This is a genomic window from Dermabacter vaginalis (genome assembly GCF_001678905.1).
GTDB lineage: Bacteria > Actinomycetota > Actinomycetes > Actinomycetales > Dermabacteraceae > Dermabacter > Dermabacter vaginalis.
On sequence record NZ_CP012117.1, the window covers coordinates 1,816,655 to 1,835,018 of the forward strand.

12 protein-coding genes are annotated in these 18,364 nt (G+C 61.2%); all 12 read right to left on the bottom strand.

Annotated features, from left to right (window positions below):
• Positions 1-79: 79 nt before the first annotated feature.
• The 12 genes from DAD186_RS08020 to DAD186_RS08075 all read right to left on the bottom strand — a co-directional run bounded on the left by DAD186_RS08020 (position 80) and on the right by DAD186_RS08075 (position 18,335).
• On the bottom strand, positions 80-7,081 hold the full coding sequence (locus DAD186_RS08020; protein WP_065248218.1) for a COG1361 family protein: 7,002 nt from the start codon (positions 7,079-7,081) through the stop codon (positions 80-82).
• Between the two features lie 275 nt (positions 7,082-7,356).
• Positions 7,357-8,037: a regulatory protein RecX gene (locus DAD186_RS08025; RefSeq protein WP_065248219.1), complete on the bottom strand. Its 681-nt coding sequence runs from the start codon at positions 8,035-8,037 to the stop codon at positions 7,357-7,359.
• Positions 8,015-9,103, bottom strand: a complete 1,089-nt coding sequence (recA, locus tag DAD186_RS08030) for a recombinase RecA (RefSeq protein ID WP_065248220.1) — start codon at positions 9,101-9,103, stop codon at positions 8,015-8,017. Before recA ends, DAD186_RS08025 begins: the two co-directional genes overlap by 23 nt.
• A gap of 216 nt (positions 9,104-9,319) precedes the next feature.
• The gene (locus DAD186_RS08035; protein WP_065248221.1) at positions 9,320-9,547 is read right to left on the bottom strand and encodes a DUF3046 domain-containing protein; all 228 of its coding nucleotides are present in this window, start codon (positions 9,545-9,547) and stop codon (positions 9,320-9,322) included.
• A gap of 5 nt (positions 9,548-9,552) precedes the next feature.
• Positions 9,553-9,864, bottom strand: coding sequence for a helix-turn-helix domain-containing protein (locus DAD186_RS08040; protein WP_065248806.1), 312 nt, complete (start codon positions 9,862-9,864; stop codon positions 9,553-9,555).
• Positions 9,865-10,089: 225 nt separating this feature from the next.
• Complete coding sequence (locus DAD186_RS08045; RefSeq protein ID WP_065248222.1) at positions 10,090-10,605, bottom strand: CinA family protein; 516 nt, start codon at positions 10,603-10,605, stop codon at positions 10,090-10,092.
• 5 nt (positions 10,606-10,610) lie between these two features.
• Complete coding sequence (pgsA, locus tag DAD186_RS08050) at positions 10,611-11,204, bottom strand: CDP-diacylglycerol--glycerol-3-phosphate 3-phosphatidyltransferase (protein ID WP_065248223.1); 594 nt, start codon at positions 11,202-11,204, stop codon at positions 10,611-10,613.
• Between the two features lie 36 nt (positions 11,205-11,240).
• Positions 11,241-14,123, bottom strand: coding sequence for an FtsK/SpoIIIE family DNA translocase (locus tag DAD186_RS08055; protein ID WP_065248224.1), 2,883 nt, complete (start codon positions 14,121-14,123; stop codon positions 11,241-11,243).
• Positions 14,124-14,222: 99 nt separating this feature from the next.
• On the bottom strand, positions 14,223-15,914 hold the full coding sequence (locus tag DAD186_RS08060; protein ID WP_065248225.1) for a ribonuclease J: 1,692 nt from the start codon (positions 15,912-15,914) through the stop codon (positions 14,223-14,225).
• A gap of 15 nt (positions 15,915-15,929) precedes the next feature.
• Positions 15,930-16,847 carry a 4-hydroxy-tetrahydrodipicolinate synthase gene (dapA, locus tag DAD186_RS08065; RefSeq protein WP_065248226.1) on the bottom strand — a complete coding sequence of 306 codons (918 nt, stop codon included), beginning with the start codon at positions 16,845-16,847 and terminating at the stop codon, positions 15,930-15,932.
• A complete protein-coding gene (thyX, locus tag DAD186_RS08070; RefSeq protein ID WP_065248227.1) occupies positions 16,844-17,563 on the bottom strand; it encodes an FAD-dependent thymidylate synthase in 720 nt (239 codons plus the stop codon). The genes dapA and thyX overlap by 4 nt, the downstream gene beginning before the upstream one ends.
• Before the next feature lie 55 nt (positions 17,564-17,618).
• Positions 17,619-18,335, bottom strand: coding sequence for an HAD-IA family hydrolase (locus DAD186_RS08075; protein WP_082991146.1), 717 nt, complete (start codon positions 18,333-18,335; stop codon positions 17,619-17,621).
• Positions 18,336-18,364 lie beyond the last annotated feature (29 nt).

Consider the following 18,364-nt stretch of genomic DNA (forward strand, 5'->3'; position numbering starts at 1 on the left):
GTGCGTGACACGCGCGAGCAGTGACCGACGGCCGGACTAAGAAAACCTTCTCAGGACTCCTAGCCCGCCCGCTACGGTGCTACGAGCGCCTGCTGCGGCGCCCAGCCACCATGATCACGCAACCCGCAAGAACCGTGAGCACACCAGCCGCAGCACTCAGACCAATCGGCGCACCCGTACGCGGCAGCGGCAAACCAGACACCGGCTTGTGCGGCTTCGACGGCTTCTGCGGAACGGCAGGCGTCTTCGGCTTTTCAACCGTGTTGCACGCCGTGTTATTAGCCGCACCATCAGAATCACCCGCCATGCTCACCTGGTTGAACAAGCCACTCGTGGTGCCATCAGCATCGCACCTCGAGGCCTTCGCCCAGTCAGCGTTTGCGCTGTACGAACCAGAGAGCACGACCGTGAACGACTTCGCGCCACCAAGACCGAGCTCAACACCATCGGTCACCGTAAACGAACCGTCCTTCACGGCAACACTCTTACCGTCAACCGTCGCACCCGTGACAGTAAACCCAGCGGGAACACGGGGCGTGTCCGCCACGGGCTTCGACTTACCAGCACGCTCGCCGGTGTTCGTGACCGTGACCGTGTAGGTCGAGGACCACTCACCGTTCACAGCAGACGCCTTGCCCGATTCCTTCTTCACTGCAAATGCCGGATCCTTCGTCACCGTGGTGCACGCCGTGTTGTTGTCCTCACCGTCAGTATCTCCCGGCATCGCAACCGTGTTGACGAAACCGTGGGCACCTTCAGCGCCGTCAGCACCACACTGACCCGCGGCTGCCCAATCGGCATCAGCCGGCCTGTACGAACCAGAGACCACGACCGTGAACGACTTCGACTCGCCAGGAGCAAGCTCAACACCCTCAGTGACCGTCACCGAGCCATCCTCAAGCGTGGCGTCAGCACCGTCAACCGAAACCTTCTCCACCTGGAACCCAGCCGGAGCAGAAGGCGTATCCGCAACAGGCGCAGACTTACCAGCAAGCACACCGGTGTTCGTCACCGTCACCGTGTAGGTCGAGGACCACTCACCATTCACGGCAGACGCCTCACCGGAGGCCTCCTTCTTCACCGCGAACTTCGGCGCCTTCTCCACCGTCGTGCAGGCCGTGTTGTTGCCCTCGCCGTCAGAATCACCATCGAGCGTGACGCCATTGACGAAGCCATGAGCACCCTCAGCACCATCACCAGCGCACTGAAGAACCTCAGACTCCTTCACCTGGTGAGGATCAAACGAACCCGACACCACGACCGTGAACGACTTCGACTCACCAGGAGCAAGTTCAACACCATCGGTCACCGTGAACGAGCCGTCCTCAAGGGCAACCTCAGTCGCTTCACCCGCACCTTCCTGCTGAACCGTGGCCTTTTCCACCTGGAAACCAGCAGGAACCGACGGTGTATCCGCAACAGGCGCAGACTTACCAGCAAGCACACCGGTGTTCGTCACCGTCACCGTGTAGGTCGAGGACCACTCACCATTCACGGCAGACGCCTCACCGGAGGCCTCCTTCTTCACCGCGAACTTCGGCGCCTTCTCCACCGTCGTGCAGGCCGTGTTGTTGCCCTCGCCGTCAGAATCACCATCGAGCGTGACGCCATTGACGAAGCCATGAGCACCCTCAGCACCATCACCAGCGCACTGAAGAACCTCAGACTCCTTCACCTGGTGAGGATCAAACGAACCCGACACCACGACCGTGAACGACTTCGACTCACCAGGAGCAAGTTCAACACCATCGGTCACCGTGAACGAGCCGTCCTCAAGGGCAACCTCAGTCGCTTCACCCGCACCTTCCTGCTGAACCGTGGCCTTTTCCACCTGGAAACCAGCAGGAACCGACGGTGTATCCGCAACAGGCGCAGACTTACCAGCAAGCACACCGGTATTCGTCACCGTCACCTTGTAGGTCGAGGACCACTCACCATTCACGGCAGACGCCTCGCCCGAGGCCTCCTTCTTCACCGCGAACTTCGGCGCCTTCTCCACCGTCGTGCAGGCCGTGTTGTTGCCCTCGCCATCAGAATCACCATCGAGCGTGACGCCATTGACGAAACCATGAGCACCCTCAGCACCATCACCAGCACACTGAAGAACCTCAGACTCCTTCACCTGAGCCGGATCAAACGAACCCGACACCACAACCGTGAACGACTTCGACTCACCAGGAGCAAGCTCAACACCATCAGTGACCGTCACCGAGCCATCTTCAAGCGTGGCGTCCGCACCGTCAACCGAGACGTTCTCCACCTGGAACCCAGCCGGAGCAGAAGGCGTATCCACGACAGCCGCAGACTTACCAGCAAGCACACCGGTATTCGTCACCGTCACCGTGTAGGTCGACGACCACTTACCGTTCACAGCGTTCGCTTTGCCAGAAGCTTCTTTCTTCACCGCGAACTTGGGCGCCTTCTCCACTGTCGTGCAGGCAGTGTTGTTCTTCGCACCATCCGAGTCACCCTTCATCGTGACCTGGTTGAAGAACCCGCCCTTGGATGCATCCTGAACCGCAGCATCACACTGCGACGCAGCAGCGCCATCAGCCTGACCAGAAACATACGTTCCCAACACCACAACCGTGAACGACTTCGACTCACCAGGAGCAAGCTCAACACCCTCACTCACGGTGAACTCACCGTTCGTCAGCGTCACAGGCTCACCCTTATCGATCTTCGCACTCGTGATCAAGAAACCCTTCGGCGCAGCCGGTTTATCCGTCACTACAGGAGACTTACCAGCAAGCACACCGGTATTCGTCACCGTCACCTTGTAGGTCGAGGACCACTTACCGTTCACAGCGTTCGCTTTGCCAGAAGCTTCTTTCTTCACCGCGAACTTGGGCGCCTTCTCCACTGTCGTGCAGGCAGTGTTGTTCTTCGCACCATCCGAGTCACCCTTCATCGTGACCTGGTTGAAGAACCCGCCCTTGGATGCATCCTGAACCGCAGCATCACACTGCGACGCAGCAGCGCCATCAGCCTGACCAGAAACATACGTTCCCAACACCACAACCGTGAACGACTTCGACTCACCAGGAGCAAGCTCAACACCCTCACTCACGGTGAACTCACCGTTCGTCAGCGTCACAGGCTCACCCTTATCGATCTTCGCACTCGTGATCAAGAAACCCTTCGGCGCAGCCGGTTTATCCGTCACTACAGGAGACTTACCAGCAAGCACACCGGTATTCGTCACCGTCACCTTGTAGGTCGAGGACCACTTACCGTTCACAGCGTTCGCTTTGCCAGAAGCTTCTTTCTTCACCGCGAACTTCGGCGCCTTCTCCACCGTCGTGCAGGCCGTGTTGTTGCCTTGGCCGTCAGAATCACCATCGAGCGTGACCCCATTGGCAAAGCCCTTACCGTCCGAAACACCTTCCTCGCCGGTGCAGTGAAGAACCTCAGACTCCTTCACCCGTGCCGGATCAAACGAACCCGACACCACAACCGTGAAAGTCTTCGACTCACCAGGGGCAAGCTCAACACCATTAGTCACCGTGAACGAGCCGTCCGTCAGCGTGGCATCCTTACCGTCAACCTTCGCTCCCGAGACAGTGAAACCAGCAGGAACCGCTGGCGTATCCGTCACAGCCTTCGAGGTGCCCTTCACCTCGCCAGTGTTCGACACCGTGACCTTGTAGGTCGAGGACCACTTGCCGTTCGCGGCAGACGCCTCTCCCGAGGCCTCCTTCTTCACCGCAAACTTCGGGGCCTTCTTCACAGGATTACACGCTGCGTTGTTCGAAGTGCCGTCGGTGTCGCCATCCATCGTGACCGTATTGACAAGACCACCCGTAACGGAACCGCCGCCAGCAGTCTCACACTTCGCCACCGACGCCCAATCAACGTCAGCCGCCTTATAGTCACCGGAGATCTCAACCTTGAAGGTCTTCGACCCACCCGGCGCAAGCTCCACACCATCAGTCACAGGGAACGAACCAGACTTAGCATCAACCGTCGCCCCATCAACCTTGGCCCCCGAGAGTGTGAACCCCTTCGGAAGCGAAGGCGTATCCGCCACTGAAGCAGACTTCCCCTCAAACGGCCCCGTGTTCTTCACTGTCACCGTGTAGGTGGAGGACCACTTACCATCCTCAGCAGACGCCTTCCCAGACTTCTTCTCTACCGCAAACTGGGGTTGAGCGACACGAGCAGCACCAACCTTCGGCGCCTCAACAGGAGGCAAGGACTGACCGCTAGCAAAGCTCGCCTTCGCCGCCACCGAATTCCACAACACATCCGTCGGTTTCATTACTGGAACGGAGATCGTGTACTCGAGCGCCAGAGTTTGCTTCGGCTTTAGCTCACCGTCATACACAAACTTCAGGGCTTTCACATTCTTCGGAGCAGTTTCCGACCAGTCATTCACGCAACCGCTATTGGCGGCATTCGGGAATACTTCCGGACGGCAAGGGTTCAGTGAGGGCGAGTAGTAGACCTTCACTCCCTGAGGGACCTTCGTCATTTCAGTGAACGAGCCAGACTGCGTCGACCCACGGCTCTGATCCGCAAGTTTCTCGCTCACACCCGTATCTCCCTTATGCGGGAGCACGTCGTAAAACACGAGTCCGTTCGTTGCATCGCTCGAAGAGTTCGTAGCCTCAATGCGATACGTGACCGGACCGCCCTTGGCAGGAACGACCGCTTTCTTTGGGGTGTAGGCGAAAGAGGCGTCTTCTGGACCTTTCACCGCCTTCGCAAGTGAGAGCGCTCGATAGCCAGCAGGGGCGTCGATCGACCAGGAAGAGGCGCCGTGGCAGGCTTTAGCGGTGGCGCTATCCTCATCCAGATTGAGGACGTCCTCGGGCGTGTCTAACGCGCACCGGAAATTTGGCTCCGCCGCATCCGTCAGGTACGCATCGTTGGTATAGGAGCCGGCATAGCGGGGCTGCGCAGCGAACCGGAAACGCCCGACCACATCGACATTGCCGGACGGATCGGGATCGGCCCACGTATGAGGGATCCTCCACTGCACGAGCGTGCGGCCGTCCTGGTAGTTCTCCACGACCTTGGTCTCGACTTTCCGCTTCGAGGCGCCGCCGCTTACTCCTCGAGTGAATTCAGCCTCGTCATAGGTGTAGACCGCATCCGTGATATCACTTTTTCTATGAATTTTGGAAGGGTCGGTCACGATTTCCATGCCGCGCGGAAGGAGGTCGCTGACGACAATATCTCCAGACGACTGCGCCTTGCCACGGAAGGAGAAATCGACCTGCCAACGGATACCGGCCTTCGAAACCTCATTGTTTGGCTCAAGTGGAACGAACTGGTTTCTAATGGAAAACCAGGTTTTCTCCACGTGATGAAGGCTCCCCAGAAGGTGCAAATCTGCAATAGGAGAACGTCCGTCGATAAACGGTTTAGTTTGCTTGTTGGCAGTGACCGTCACTCGCGCTTTCTGATTGCGCAGGATCGCGTCGCCGCCGAGTTTCTCGTCAGCGAAGCCGCCGATCGTCATCTTCCAGGTTTTTGCCCCGTCGAGTGGACGCCCCGGTGCAGCAACGATCCTCGCTACCTTGCCACGTGCGCTCTCGGGAACCGAGTACACCACGGAGCCAATCCGCTTCGGCTTGTCTTTTTCTGCAACCTCAACGTCCCCCAGTTTCTTAAGGGAGACTCGACTTCCATCCGTCAGAACGGCGACCGGCACGAAGTCTCCAACGCTAAGGCTGCCGGGGGCGTCAGTACGGATCTCCACCGCCGTCACGTGAAACGCAGGGCGCTGGCAAAGTTTGCCATCGGTCCGGGACGTGTACAAGACGCCTTCTTGCACGGTCGCCGGATCCATACACGGCACATCGTCTTCGTAGCTTTGGGTCAACGGAAGCAGTGAACTTCCGTCCTTCACTGGAGTGTCTCCCTCTTTGACAGCCACGTCGACCGTATAGCCGCCCGCGACCAACGAGGAACGATCACCGTTGAGACGGTCATCGGCGTCGTGGGCTTCTTGCGGCGTCCGCCACAAAGCTTTGCCATCCCAGTTTTTGTCGTTGGCGTCTTGATAGCGGAGGGGAAAAATGCCCTTTCGGGTCTCGTCGCCTTCCTTCACAGAAACCCCGAGGGCGGTCTTACTAATGACTCCATCGGCATCCGGGCGCCCCGCGAGAGATACGGACGCTTGAGCATCCGCTGTGAGATCGTCAGCACCGTTATAGTGCGCCGTTGCCGTTACCGCATTTTCGGACTTACCTACGCACGGTTCAGGCTTCCCCTGACAGGCTGCAGAGGTGACTTTGGTGTGCACCTCAAATTTGTATACGTCATTCGCTTTGTCACGTTCCGGAACTTGAATTCCCTCAACCGACCATTGCAGCTTTCGGTTCTTATTGTCGTAGGTAAATTCGACGTTCTGACCTGCATACTGGATCTCAGTCGGCTCAAACCCAATCGGGAGGACGTCAGAAAACTCCAGCTTCAACGGCCGGTGAACGCCCAACCCTTCGTATTTCTGACCATCGTTGATGTCCGCCGCGACTTGCCACACGACGGTATCGCCAATCCATGTTGACTGCTGAAGCGCCTTCTTATCGAGTTTAAGTTTTCGGTTAGCTACGGCAGTAGTGTGAATGGTTTCGCTCTTCAGCGGGTTATTGAGCTGATCCGAAGTCAGGTTTGCCGTCAAGTCCCACGAAGTATTGTTTGGCGTGACATAGTTCGGCGGAGTGACGGAGACTTCAAACGAGAACGTCGCCCCCTGTTTGCCGATGGTTTTGACATTCGCAGTGCGGCGCCCGCTATTAACGGAACTGAGTTGATCACTGCCGCCAATTTCGAAGTTCCAGCCGTCCGGAACGCCGTCAAACTTCAATACGCCGCCCGTAAGGCAGTCGTCTTCGCTTTCCTGACCGTTCAGGTATTCACATTTGACGGTTACCTGGTACCTATTTTTGAAGCCAGTTGGCCGATTGTCGTCGGTGAGTCGTTTGAGCGTGATCTCGATGTTCGGTTTCGCGGGCTCGGCGAGGGCGCCCGAGCCGCCCCCGAGCAACGATTGCATGACCAAGACGCATGCGAGCGCCATCGCGAAAAGCACTCGCACGGCGGCATGACGATAGACCTGAGGGGATTTCATCGTGGACCTTCTTCACAGGGAAAGAGACAGTGGCACGGGCCGATAGTAACCCACTATTACAAGGGGCGCAATACCTCGCACATTGCAATCGAGTGCAGTCTCGACAGACGACCACGCACCGCATCCATGCAAACGGCGACTACCCTTATAGTTTGTCTCCCACTCAGGCTCAAACCCCTGCAGAAAATCAGGTGCTGAACATCGTCAGCACGCTCACGAAATTTCATGCCCGTAGGCATCCGGGTAGCGGGTTCGGGTCCCTCGACAGGGATCGATCAGGACCAGGTCACTCCTGCCGCATCGAGCTCACGGTTGAGCACGAAGAGCGTGAGGTTCTCCGAGTATCCACGACGCGCGAGCGCGCCACCGATGCGCCGTAGAGCTGCCCCACGATCAAGGCTCTCCGCCCCGCCGCCTTTGCGCAGTTCCTTTGCGAGCCGCTCGCGGGCGAGGGTCTGGCAGCGCTCCTTTTCACTGTCATAGGGAGCCGCTTCCTCGAGAACCGTGTTGATATCGCGCGACGAAACGCCCTTGCCCTCAAGTTCGCGTCTCAGAGCGGCAGTCGCGAGGAGCTTATGGGCGCGTCGCTGCTCAATCCATGCCCGCGCAAAAGCTTCGTCATCGATGAGCCCGGCACCATCGAGGCGCCGCATGATCTCCTCGAGAATCTCCTCGTCACACACACGCTCAGCAAGTTTGGAGCGAATCTCGGCTTCACTTCTGCTCCGATGGGCAAGAAGGCCGAGCACATACCGGCATTCCTTCACGACAGCTTTCTCCGTATCGCTGTCGCGAAAAACCCCTCCGCGATGCGGGTTGCTGCCCTCCCCAGGTGCGGCTTCCCCCGCTTCTATCGCGGCGATGTGCTCGGCAAGCTCCTCGATGACGCCCTCGCGCCAGTCCCCCTCCCCCTCAGGGTGTGGGGACTGGCACTCAGATTTGTGCGGGTGCTTCATCGTCAACGAATTCGCCATCCCCCACAGGCGCATCGGCCGCAGCCTGCTTGGCCGCCTCGTCTGCATACTGACCGATGCCGAGCTTCATGAGGATCTTCTGCTCGATGTCGGCGGCGAGATCCGGGTTGTCTTTAAGGAACTGACGCGCGTTTTCCTTGCCCTGGCCGAGCTGGTCGCCATCGTACGTGTACCAGGCACCAGACTTGCGCACGATGCCGTTCTCGACGCCGAGATCGATGAGGCCGCCTTCGCGCGAGATGCCCTCCCCGTAAAGGATGTCGAACTCGGCCTGTTTGAAGGGCGGAGCCATCTTGTTCTTCACGATCTTCACGCGAGTGCGGTTGCCAACGGCATCCGTGCCCTGCTTGAGGGTCTCGATGCGCCGGATGTCCATGCGCACCGAGGCGTAGAATTTGAGCGCCTTGCCGCCCGTGGTGGTTTCGGGGCTTCCAAAGAACACGCCGATCTTTTCGCGGAGCTGGTTGATGAAGATCGCGGTCGTGCCACTCGAGTAGAGCGCACCCGTGAGCTTACGGAGCGCTTGCGACATCAGACGTGCCTGAAGGCCCACGTGGGAATCGCCCATTTCCCCTTCAATTTCCGCTTTCGGCGTGAGGGCGGCGACGGAGTCCACAACGAGGACGTCGATTGCGCCGGAGCGCACGAGCATGTCGGCGATTTCGAGGGCCTGCTCACCGGTATCCGGCTGCGACACGAGAAGCGCGTCGATATCAACGCCGAGTTTCTTCGCGTATTCCGGATCGAGCGCATGCTCCGCGTCGATAAAAGCCGCAATACCACCCGCACGCTGTGCATTGGCAATCGCGTGGAGAGCGACCGTAGTTTTACCACTGGATTCCGGGCCGTAGATTTCGACCACGCGACCGCGCGGGAGACCGCCGATGCCGAGCGCCACGTCAAGTGCGACCGATCCTGTGGGAACGACTTCAACGGGCGGGCGTGTGTCATCGCCGAGGCGCATAATCGAGCCCTTGCCGAACTGGCGATCAATCTGCGCGAGCGCATTTTCGAGCGACTTATCGCGATCCTTGGCGGCAGCTGCCATGGCAGTTCCTTTCGTTTGTCACCCCGTTCCGAGGCGCCCTCTTACTGGACACACTCAACGGTAGACGTGGGTGAGACATTTAAACTTGACCCCGGCGCGGATGTGGAGCAACGGCCACTGTGGAGGTCGAACAGCACCATCGTAAACGAACACCTGTTCGATTTACACTCTTGGGCGCACGCGTGTTCGATTCGTGTCGCGCCTCTCACGCGCGCACTATGCTCTCGGGCGCGCCTCGGGCGGAACTTCCCAGCGCCTGTGCTGCGGGACATCCATGTCATCGCAGAGCGCGTGCCACACTTCTTTGACGGGGTAGCCGGCTTCGATCGCCTCGTTTGCGCTGAGATTTCCGCAGGCAACAAGCGTGAGTTCACGGCAGTATGTTTGCGCGAGCTCACTACCAAAAACATGGGCCGCGAGCTCGCGAAACTCGCTTCGCCTCACGCGAGTTACCGCGCGAGCGCGTATTCGGCACCCTGGACGCCGCGCTCGAGCTCGGCGGGAACGGTGTCGGGAATGACGATGCCTTCCGCGAGGGCCACGCGATCGGCAACCTCGCGAAGGATGACGGACATCGGGTATCCAAGCGCCTCGGTGACGGAGGCGAGCAGTTCGCTCGACGCTTCCTTTTGGCCACGTTCAATCTCACTCAAATATCCGAGCGACACGCGGGCGTCGGCTGACACCTGGCGCAGGGTCTTTCCCTGGCGGCGGCGCGCATCGCGCAAAACGCCGCCCAGTTCCTGGCGGAAGAGCACCATGCGAGTTTCTCCCTTCCTCGTCGGTGTCATGTCCTTCTTTGTGGCCGGCCTGCGGCCAAGAACGGACGTGGGGCGTGGCTGCGAGGCTCGCACCCAGTTTCGCTGTATGGGGGCACCGGCCCCCGCATTCTTGTTCGTGTTCACGTCCGTTCAACGCACGAACATTTCTTCTTGTTCCGCCATCCTATGGCGCGAGGAGGCGTCGGTTTTCAGGTTACATACACGTCAAAGGCGCGACGCTTCCACGTTTTCGCTGGTCAGCGCTTCAATCGCGAGCGTGATGGCGAAATCCACCACTCCCGCACGGATCTCCGAACGAGTTCCCCTGAGGCGTACTTCACGCACAATTTCACGATCAGGCGCACTCACGGCAACGAACGCAAGCCCCTCGGGGTTGCCGTACTCATCGCTCCCGGGTCCCGCAACGCCCGTCGTCCCTATCGTGAGATCCGCGCCGTACACACGTCGGGCGCCGCGTGCCATGGCACGCGCCACCTCGCCCCTCACGGCACCACCTTCTCGCAGATCCGTGAGGTCGAGCCCCAGCAGAGAGGCTTTCGCCTCAAAGCTATAGGTGCATGCACCACCCTGCACAACCCGGCTCGCGCCCGGCACATCCACGAGCCGTGCCACGAGCATCCCGCCCGTAAGCGATTCGGCGGTCGCGAGGCTCAGCCCGCGTTCCTCGCACGCGGCAAGGAGAGCATGTGCCGACGCTTGCTGCACAACCGGTGCCCCCATCGTTCTTATGCGTTGTTCTGCGCGAGGGCCTCACGACGAAGGCGCAGACCGTCGTTCACGTTGCGAAGGCCCGACCACAGCGTGAGTACGAGGGCGATCACAATGAGCGTGATCCCGATCCACCAGGCGGGAGGCCACAGGAGTTCGAAGGGCATGAGGCAGAAGGTGATGCCGATCGACTGCATCATCGTCTTCGCCTTGCCGCTGAAGTTTGCGGGCAGCGCCCCGTACTTGAGGATCGTGAAGCGCATGACGGTAATGCCGATCTCGCGCACCAGAATGAGCACCGTGATCCACCACGGAACATAGTCCCACACGGAAAGCATGATGAGTGCCGCACCCGTCATGGCTTTATCGGCAATTGGATCCATGATCTTGCCGAAATCCGTGATGAGATTTCGCGACCGCGCAAGGTAGCCATCGACGAAGTCCGTGAGCATCGCGAGCACGAAGATCGCGGCGATGACCCACCGCATGGCGACGTCGTCGTGGTACAGCGCGGCCACGATCACGAAGATCGGCACCATGACCATGCGGATCATCGTGAGGATGTTCGCGATATTCCACAGCGGAACGCGCGGGTTTTCGGAGGCGCTCATGGCGTCGTCCCTTCTTTCTCTGCGTGCCCCGAGCCTTTAGCGGCCCGTGAGCTGCCAGGCGTCTTCACCATCGGCATCATCGTCGTCGTAATACTGGGGGCTCACGTCGCCGTCGGAATGATCGAGCGGATCGTGTCCGTAGCGATCAGAGCCCGGGGAAGCGTCGGACTCCCCCGCCCCTGAGCCGGAGCTCTCCTGCGAATCCTCGTACAGGTCCGTGTCCTCGCCCTTGAGGAGTGCGATCGCACGCGGGAGGTCCTCGGGCCGCACGAGCACGTCGCGAGCCTTCGACCCCTCGCTCGGGCCGACAATTTCGCGCGACTCGAGAAGGTCCATGAGGCGCCCCGCCTTCGCGAAGCCCACGCGGAGTTTGCGCTGAAGCATCGAGGTCGAACCGAACTGTGTCGTGACCACAAGTTCTGCAGCCTGGAGGAGCACCTCGAGGTCATCGCCAATGTCGTCGTCGATCTGCTTCTTTTGCGCGACCTGCTGCACGTCCTCGCGATATTGCGGCTTGGCCTGCGCCTTCACATAGTCGACGACCGAGTGGATCTCGGATTCATTGACCCACGAGCCCTGCACGCGCATGGCCTTCGCCTTGCCCATGGGGTGGAAGAGCGCATCGCCCTGGCCGATGAGCTTCTCCGCGCCTGGCGTATCGAGGATCACGCGCGAGTCTTGAAGCGAGCTCGTCGCGAAGGCGAGGCGCGAGGGTACGTTCGCCTTGATGATGCCGGTGACGACGTCAACCGACGGACGCTGCGTTGCGAGCACGAGATGGATGCCGGCGGCGCGCGCGAGCTGCGTGATGCGCTGAATCGAGGCTTCGACGTCGCGAGGCGCGACCATCATGAGGTCCGCGAGCTCGTCAACGACCACAAGAAGATACGGGTAGGGCGCGAGCACACGCTCGCTTCCCGGTGGCGGGCTCACCTGGCCAGCGCGCACAGCCTTGTTGAAATCGTCGATGTGCTTGAAGCCGTATTCGGCGAGATCGTCGTAGCGGTGATCCATTTCCTTCACGACCCATTCGAGGGCCTCTGCGGCCTTCTTCGGGTTCGTGATGATGGGGGTAATGAGGTGCGGGATGCCTTCGTAGATCGTGAGCTCAACGCGCTTCGGGTCAACGAGCACCATGCGCACTTCCTCGGGCGTTGCGCGCATGAGGATTGAGGTGATCATCGAGTTCACGAAGCTCGACTTACCGGCGCCCGTCGCACCAGCGACAAGAAGGTGCGGCATCTTCGCGAGATTCGCAATCACAAATCCGCCCTCGACATCCTTGCCGAGGCCCATCACCATGGGGTGTTCGTTGGCGGTGGCTACGCCGCTACGCAGCACGTCGCCGAGGGCAACGGTTTCGCGGTCCGCATTCGGAATCTCGATGCCGATGGCCTTCTTGCCGGGGATCGGCGAAATGATGCGCACATCGGCACTCGCGACCGCGTAGGCAATATTGTTCGAGAGGGCCGTGACCTTTTCGACCTTCGTACCGGGGCCGAGCTCGACCTCGTAACGCGTCACGGTCGGGCCGCGCGAGAAACCCACGACCTCGGCGTTAACGTTGAACTGCTCGAAGACCTCGCCGAGAGCGTCAACCACGCGATCGTTCGCTTCGGAGCGCGCCTTCGCGGGCGGCCCGGCCACGAGCATGTCCGGGCTCGGAAGCGGGTAGGCAGTCTCGACCTCGAGCTCGGGCTGCGAGTGTGGGCCCTTCAGGCCCTCCCCCTTCGGCGGGGTGAGTTCCCGCGTGGGCTGGGCAGGCGCGGGCACGCTCGGCACGGGAGCGGTCGGGGCATTTTCGAGTTCCGACGCTCGCTTCGCCGCCTTCGGAAACTCCTTCTTCCGGCTGTTCTCAGCGTCGAGGTAGTCGTAAGGAGCAGTGTCGGCGCCGCTCTTCTCGGTCGCGGCGGGGGCAGAGGCGCTCTTCGGGCGCTGTTTATTCGCGGTGCGCGGAAGCGCCGTCGTCTCGGCGCGCTCGCTCTCGGCGCCCTGGCGATAGGCCCCGTCGCCTTCGTAGCCGAAGGCGTCATGGTCGACGCTCGGCTCGAGATTTTCGGTATCGCCATCGCCGCCGTGCTTCTTGCGGCGCAGCACCTCGCTCAGGCGGCGAGTCTTCGTTGAGCCGCCCTCGGTGTTGTCCTCGGCAGCGTGGAGAGCCTGCTGGCGTCGGCCCAAGCCGAAGGCCTCGCGTTCCGCCTCCTCGCGCTCTCCCCGCCCCACGAGCGCCCCGTAGACCCCCGCAAGGCGCGTGCCGATCTGGCCGAGCGGCGTTGCGGTGAGCACGAGAATGGAGAACAGGGCAAGGACGACCCCAAGAGTGACGATCAGCCAGCCAGGCAGGACGGTCGCGAGCGGCGCCGCCACGAGATAGCCACACACGCCACCGCCGCGTGCAAGCGCTTCCACGCCGTCAGAAGGAGTGGGGATGCGCGCGCTTACCGACGAAACCGTGCACAGCGCGAACACGAACATGAGCAGCCCCGCAAAGAGACGACCGTTGGCGTGAACAAGATCGGGCCTGCGGAACATGCGAACCGACCAGAGCCCGAGAAGCAGGGGGAGCAATACGGCAATCGCCCCAAACGAACTTGCGGCAACGGTGTGGATCCAACCGAAGCCCCACTCGCGCACCTGGAACCACTCGGGAATGATAAGCACAAGCGCAAGGAGACCCAGGAAGAACGCGAAGCCATCGCGGCGCTCCTCGTAAGCCACCTCCCATCGCTGAATGCCGATGCCTCGAACGAAGCCGCCGACAGCGCGGGCAACGCCAAGGTACCCGACGCGCAGTGCGCGCACCGGGAGTGGAAGCGTCGAGGGATCCGTAGGCGCACCCTTCGTGCGCGAGGTCCCCGAGGACGAGCCTCGGGAGGTTCCTTTCGACGCACGTGCGGGGGAAGTCGTACGTGTCGCCATGTTTTCAATCTACCCGGCGAAGGGCACAATCGTCACGAGATCGGCCCCGGCGTGTGAATCACACGGGGGGTCGATCTCGTGAATTGGAGGGGGCCGGTCTCAGGCCTCGACGACCACGGGAATAATCATGGGCTTGCGGCGAAGGCGCTGCGAGAGGAAGCGACCCACGACGCGCCGCATCGCCTGCTGAAGCTGATGCGTGTCGTGGCCCTTCTCGTCTTCGATCGCCTTGTGAAGTGCCTTGATGATGTCGGGCTTGATCCGCTCAAACACCTCGTCGTCCTCGGCGATGCCTCGCGAGTGGATCTCGGGCCCGGCAATAAGCTCGCGCGTTTCACTATTGACCACGGCGAACAAGGAAATGAAGCCTTCTTCGGCGAGGATGCGGCGATCCTTGAGATCGGCCTCGCTCACTTCGCCCACACTCGAGCCGTCCACGTACACGTAGCCGACCTCAACCTCACCGACCGCGCGCGCTACGCCATCCTTGAGGTCCACGACCGTGCCGTCCTTCGCGAGCACGATGTTCTCGCGCGGGATGCCCGACGACTGCGCGATTTTGCCGTTCGCGATGAGGTGTCGCACCTCGCCGTGCACGGGCATCACGTTCTTCGGGCGCAGGATGTTGTAGCAGTAGAGCAGTTCGCCTTCGCTCGCGTGACCGGAGACATGCACGCGTGCATTGGCCTGGTGCACGACCTCGGCGCCAAGCTCCATGAGTCCATTCATCACGCGGAAGACATCGTTTTCATTGCCCGGAATGAGCGAGGAGGCAAGGATGACGATGTCTCCCTCCCCCACCTCGACGCGGTGGTTACGGTTCGCGATACGCCCGAGCGCCGCCATCGGCTCACCCTGGCTGCCCGTGCACATGTACACGATCTTGTGGTCGGGAATGTCATCGGCTTTTTTGAGGTCGATGAGCGTGTTCGGGGGAACCCTGAGGTAGCCCATATCAGCCGCGATCGTCATGTTGCGTACCATCGAGCGGCCCACAAAGGCGACCTTGCGCCCGTGCGCGTACGCCGAATCGAGCACCTGCTGCACGCGGTGAACGTGGCTCGAGAAGCTCGCGACGACGATCTTCTGCCGTGCACGCGCAAAGAGACTATCGAGCACGGGGCCGATTTCGCGTTCCTTAACCGTGAAGCCGGGGACCTCGGCGTTGGTCGAATCCACGAGGAACAGATCCACGCCCTCTTCGCCAAGTCGCGCAAAAGCGCGAAGATCGGTCAGGCGGCCGTCCAGCGGGAGCTGGTCCATCTTGAAGTCGCCCGTGTGCAGCACGGTACCGGCCTCGGTGCGGATCGCGACCGCGAGCGCGTCCGGGATCGAGTGGTTCACGGCGACGAATTCGCATTCAAAAGCGCCGAACTTCTCGACATCGCCTTCCTTGACGGCGAGTGTGTACGGCTTGATGCGGTGCTCGCGGAGCTTCGCCTCAACGAACGCGAGCGTCAGCTGACTGCCCACAAGAGGGATGTCCGGCTTGAGGCGCAAAAGGTATGGCACCGCACCGATGTGGTCTTCGTGGCCGTGCGTAAGCACGATGGCGGCGACGTCATCGAGACGGTCCTCAATGGAGCGGAAGTCCGGGAGGATGAGGTCGACGCCCGGCTGGGCCTCCTCGGGGAACAGCACGCCGCAGTCAACGATGAGGAGCCGCCCCTCGTATTCGAAGACGGTCATGTTGCGGCCGACCTCGCCGAGACCGCCGAGTGGGGTCACGCGGAGGGTGTTGTTCTTGAGCTTTGGAGGGGTCCCAAGTTTCGTGGAAAAGGGTGTAGTCACGGTGTCCTAGATTCTTCAGCTGGTGTACTGCGCGAGGACGCCCTCGTAGGCGTCCACCGCGGCATGGATGCGGGCCGCAACCTCCGGCTCGACTGTTCCGAGCGGGGCGCGGCAAGCGGCGTGCGGGAGCACGCCGAGGTGTGTGAGGGCCTCTTTTATCGCCATGGTCCCCGGGCCCTGGTTCATGATGGCGTCAACAAAGTCCACGCGCGAGGCGTGGAGGCGCTGCGCGAGCGCAAGGTCGCCACCCTCGAGAGCGTCGAACATGAGGCGGTCGAGCCTGCCGGTGAGGTGGCTCGTGACGGACACGGTTCCAACCGCACCGATTGACAGCCACGGCAGGTTGAGCGCGTCTTCACCCGAGTAGATATCGAGGCTCGTGTCACGGATGAGCTTGGAGGCCTCATGCATGTCGCCCTTGGCTTCCTTGAGCGCAACGACGTTTGGATGCTGCGAGAGCTCAACGGCGCTCTCGTATTCGATCGGGATGCCCGAGCGCCCGGGGATGTCGTAAAGCATGACGGGCAAATCCACAGCATTCACGATCTCGAGCGTGTGGTTAATGAGGCCGCGCTGCGTGGGCTTGGAGTAGTACGGGGTAGCGAGCAGGAGGCCGTCGGCGTTGCCGCCCTCTTCGATCGCGCGTGCGAGCGCGACCGAGTGACGCGTATCGTTCGTGCCCGCACCTGCGAGGAGAGTGACATCCGCACCGACTGCCTCGCGCACGGTCCCGAGGATCGCGAGCTTTTCCTCATCGCTCGTGGTGGGCGATTCACCCGTCGTGCCGTTCGCGACGATGAGATCGTGGCCTTCGTCGACGAGATGGCGCGCGAGGCCGGCGAGAGCTTCGTGATCGACCTTCTCGAGATCCTCGGTGAAGGGCGTGACGATAGCGACGCCGAGACGCCCAAAAACCGGTGCTTCTTGACTCACGGCGCCACCCGCCCGCCCGCGTTAAACGCCTCGTAGGTGAGGGGCATCGCCTCGGCGAAGTATTCCTCGATCTTTTCGGCGACCATCTCAATCTCGCGTTGCGGGAAGGACGGGAAGTGCGAGCCCTCGCGCTTGGTGCGCAGCGACAGGAAGTTCATCATGCTGCGGGCATTGACGGTCACGTACATCGAACTGAACAGCGTGAGAGGAAGAACGCCGCGCGCGACCTCGCGTGCCACGCCAGCCTCAAGCATCTCGAGATAGGCGGCGTAGGCGCTCTCACACTGTGCTTTGTAAGCCTTCGTGACGAGCGCGTGCTGCTCGGGGCTGCCCTCATAGAAGTCGTAGGCACCGGGCTTGCCTTTTTGGACGAGCTTGCGCTCGGGCCCGGGCACGTAGAAAATCGGGCGCATCTGGCGGTACCGGCCCGACTCTTCGTTGTACGAGGCGATGCGGTGGCGCATGAACTCGCGGAACACGAAGATCGGCGCCTCAACGTAGAACGTGAAGCTGTTGTGCTCAAAAGGCGAGCCGTGCCGATCGCGCATGAGGTAGTTGATGAGGCCCTTGTCGCGATCGGAGGCATCGGAGCCCACGGCACTCTTCGACTTCTCCCCCTGAGTCGAGACTCGCGCGGCAAAGATGACATCGGAATCGGAGGCCTGCGACCGCACAAGGTCGACCGTGACGTCGGATCGGAACACTATTTCGCTCATATGTCTCACCCTAATTGACCAAGCAGTTCAAATACCGGAAGTTCCCGCGTGGCGCTCACCGCGCAAGGAGCACAAGCTCACCCTCGCGGGCTTCGATCGACACATCCGCGAGTGAGGGGATCACGAGATCAGCGAGGGGGCCGACGGTACCTTCGCCCGCGCTGTTGAGAACACTCACGACAAAGGCCCCCGCCGCGCGAGCCGACTCGAGACCGCCCGGAGCATCCTCGACCACGAGGCAATCCTTGGCCTCAACGCCAAGCCGCTCCGCCGCGAGGAGATAGGGCTCGGGATCGGGCTTGCCATGCGTGACCTGGTCCGCCGTCACAAGAACCAAGGGAAATGGGAGCGAGAGGGGCCGATAGCGCGCCTCAAAGAGAGGGCGCGTACAACTCGTCGCGATTGCCCAGCACTCGCGCGAAAGCGCTGCCTTCGCCTTCTCGAGCTCGCTGAGGAAGCGCGCGGTGCCGTCAAACGCCTCGACGTCGCCCGCACTCGCGATCTCGTAGCCCTCGACCCGGCTGAAGAGTTCCTCGAGTCTTTCTTCGCTGATTTCGGGTATTGCGAGGCGCAACACCCGCCTCGCCGGTTGACCGTGATAATGCTTTTCAAACCGCCCCGCGCCCTCGTCACCGAGGAGTTTGTCCCAGCTCGCCTCGACGCTGCGCGTGGAATCGACGAGAGTGCCATCGGAGTCGAGAAGGATCGCCTTTGCGCGCGCGAGAACCGTTCCCGGTGCGCAATCGTCGAGTGTCGCCGCCTTGTGTGCCACGTGTGACTCCTTGGTCGAGGTGTGGACGC

Coding starts and splice junctions, on each gene's coding strand:
- DAD186_RS08020 (WP_065248218.1), bottom strand. CDS start 7,081: ATGAAATCCCCTCAGGTCTATCGTCATGCCGCCGTGCGAGTGCTTTTC.
- DAD186_RS08025 (WP_065248219.1), bottom strand. CDS start 8,037: ATGAAGCACCCGCACAAATCTGAGTGCCAGTCCCCACACCCTGAGGGG.
- recA (WP_065248220.1), bottom strand. CDS start 9,103: ATGGCAGCTGCCGCCAAGGATCGCGATAAGTCGCTCGAAAATGCGCTC.
- DAD186_RS08040 (WP_065248806.1), bottom strand. CDS start 9,864: ATGGTGCTCTTCCGCCAGGAACTGGGCGGCGTTTTGCGCGATGCGCGC.
- DAD186_RS08045 (WP_065248222.1), bottom strand. CDS start 10,605: ATGGGGGCACCGGTTGTGCAGCAAGCGTCGGCACATGCTCTCCTTGCC.
- pgsA (WP_065248223.1), bottom strand. CDS start 11,204: ATGAGCGCCTCCGAAAACCCGCGCGTTCCGCTGTGGAATATCGCGAAC.
- DAD186_RS08055 (WP_065248224.1), bottom strand. CDS start 14,123: ATGGCGACACGTACGACTTCCCCCGCACGTGCGTCGAAAGGAACCTCC.
- thyX (WP_065248227.1), bottom strand. CDS start 17,563: ATGAGCGAAATAGTGTTCCGATCCGACGTCACGGTCGACCTTGTGCGG.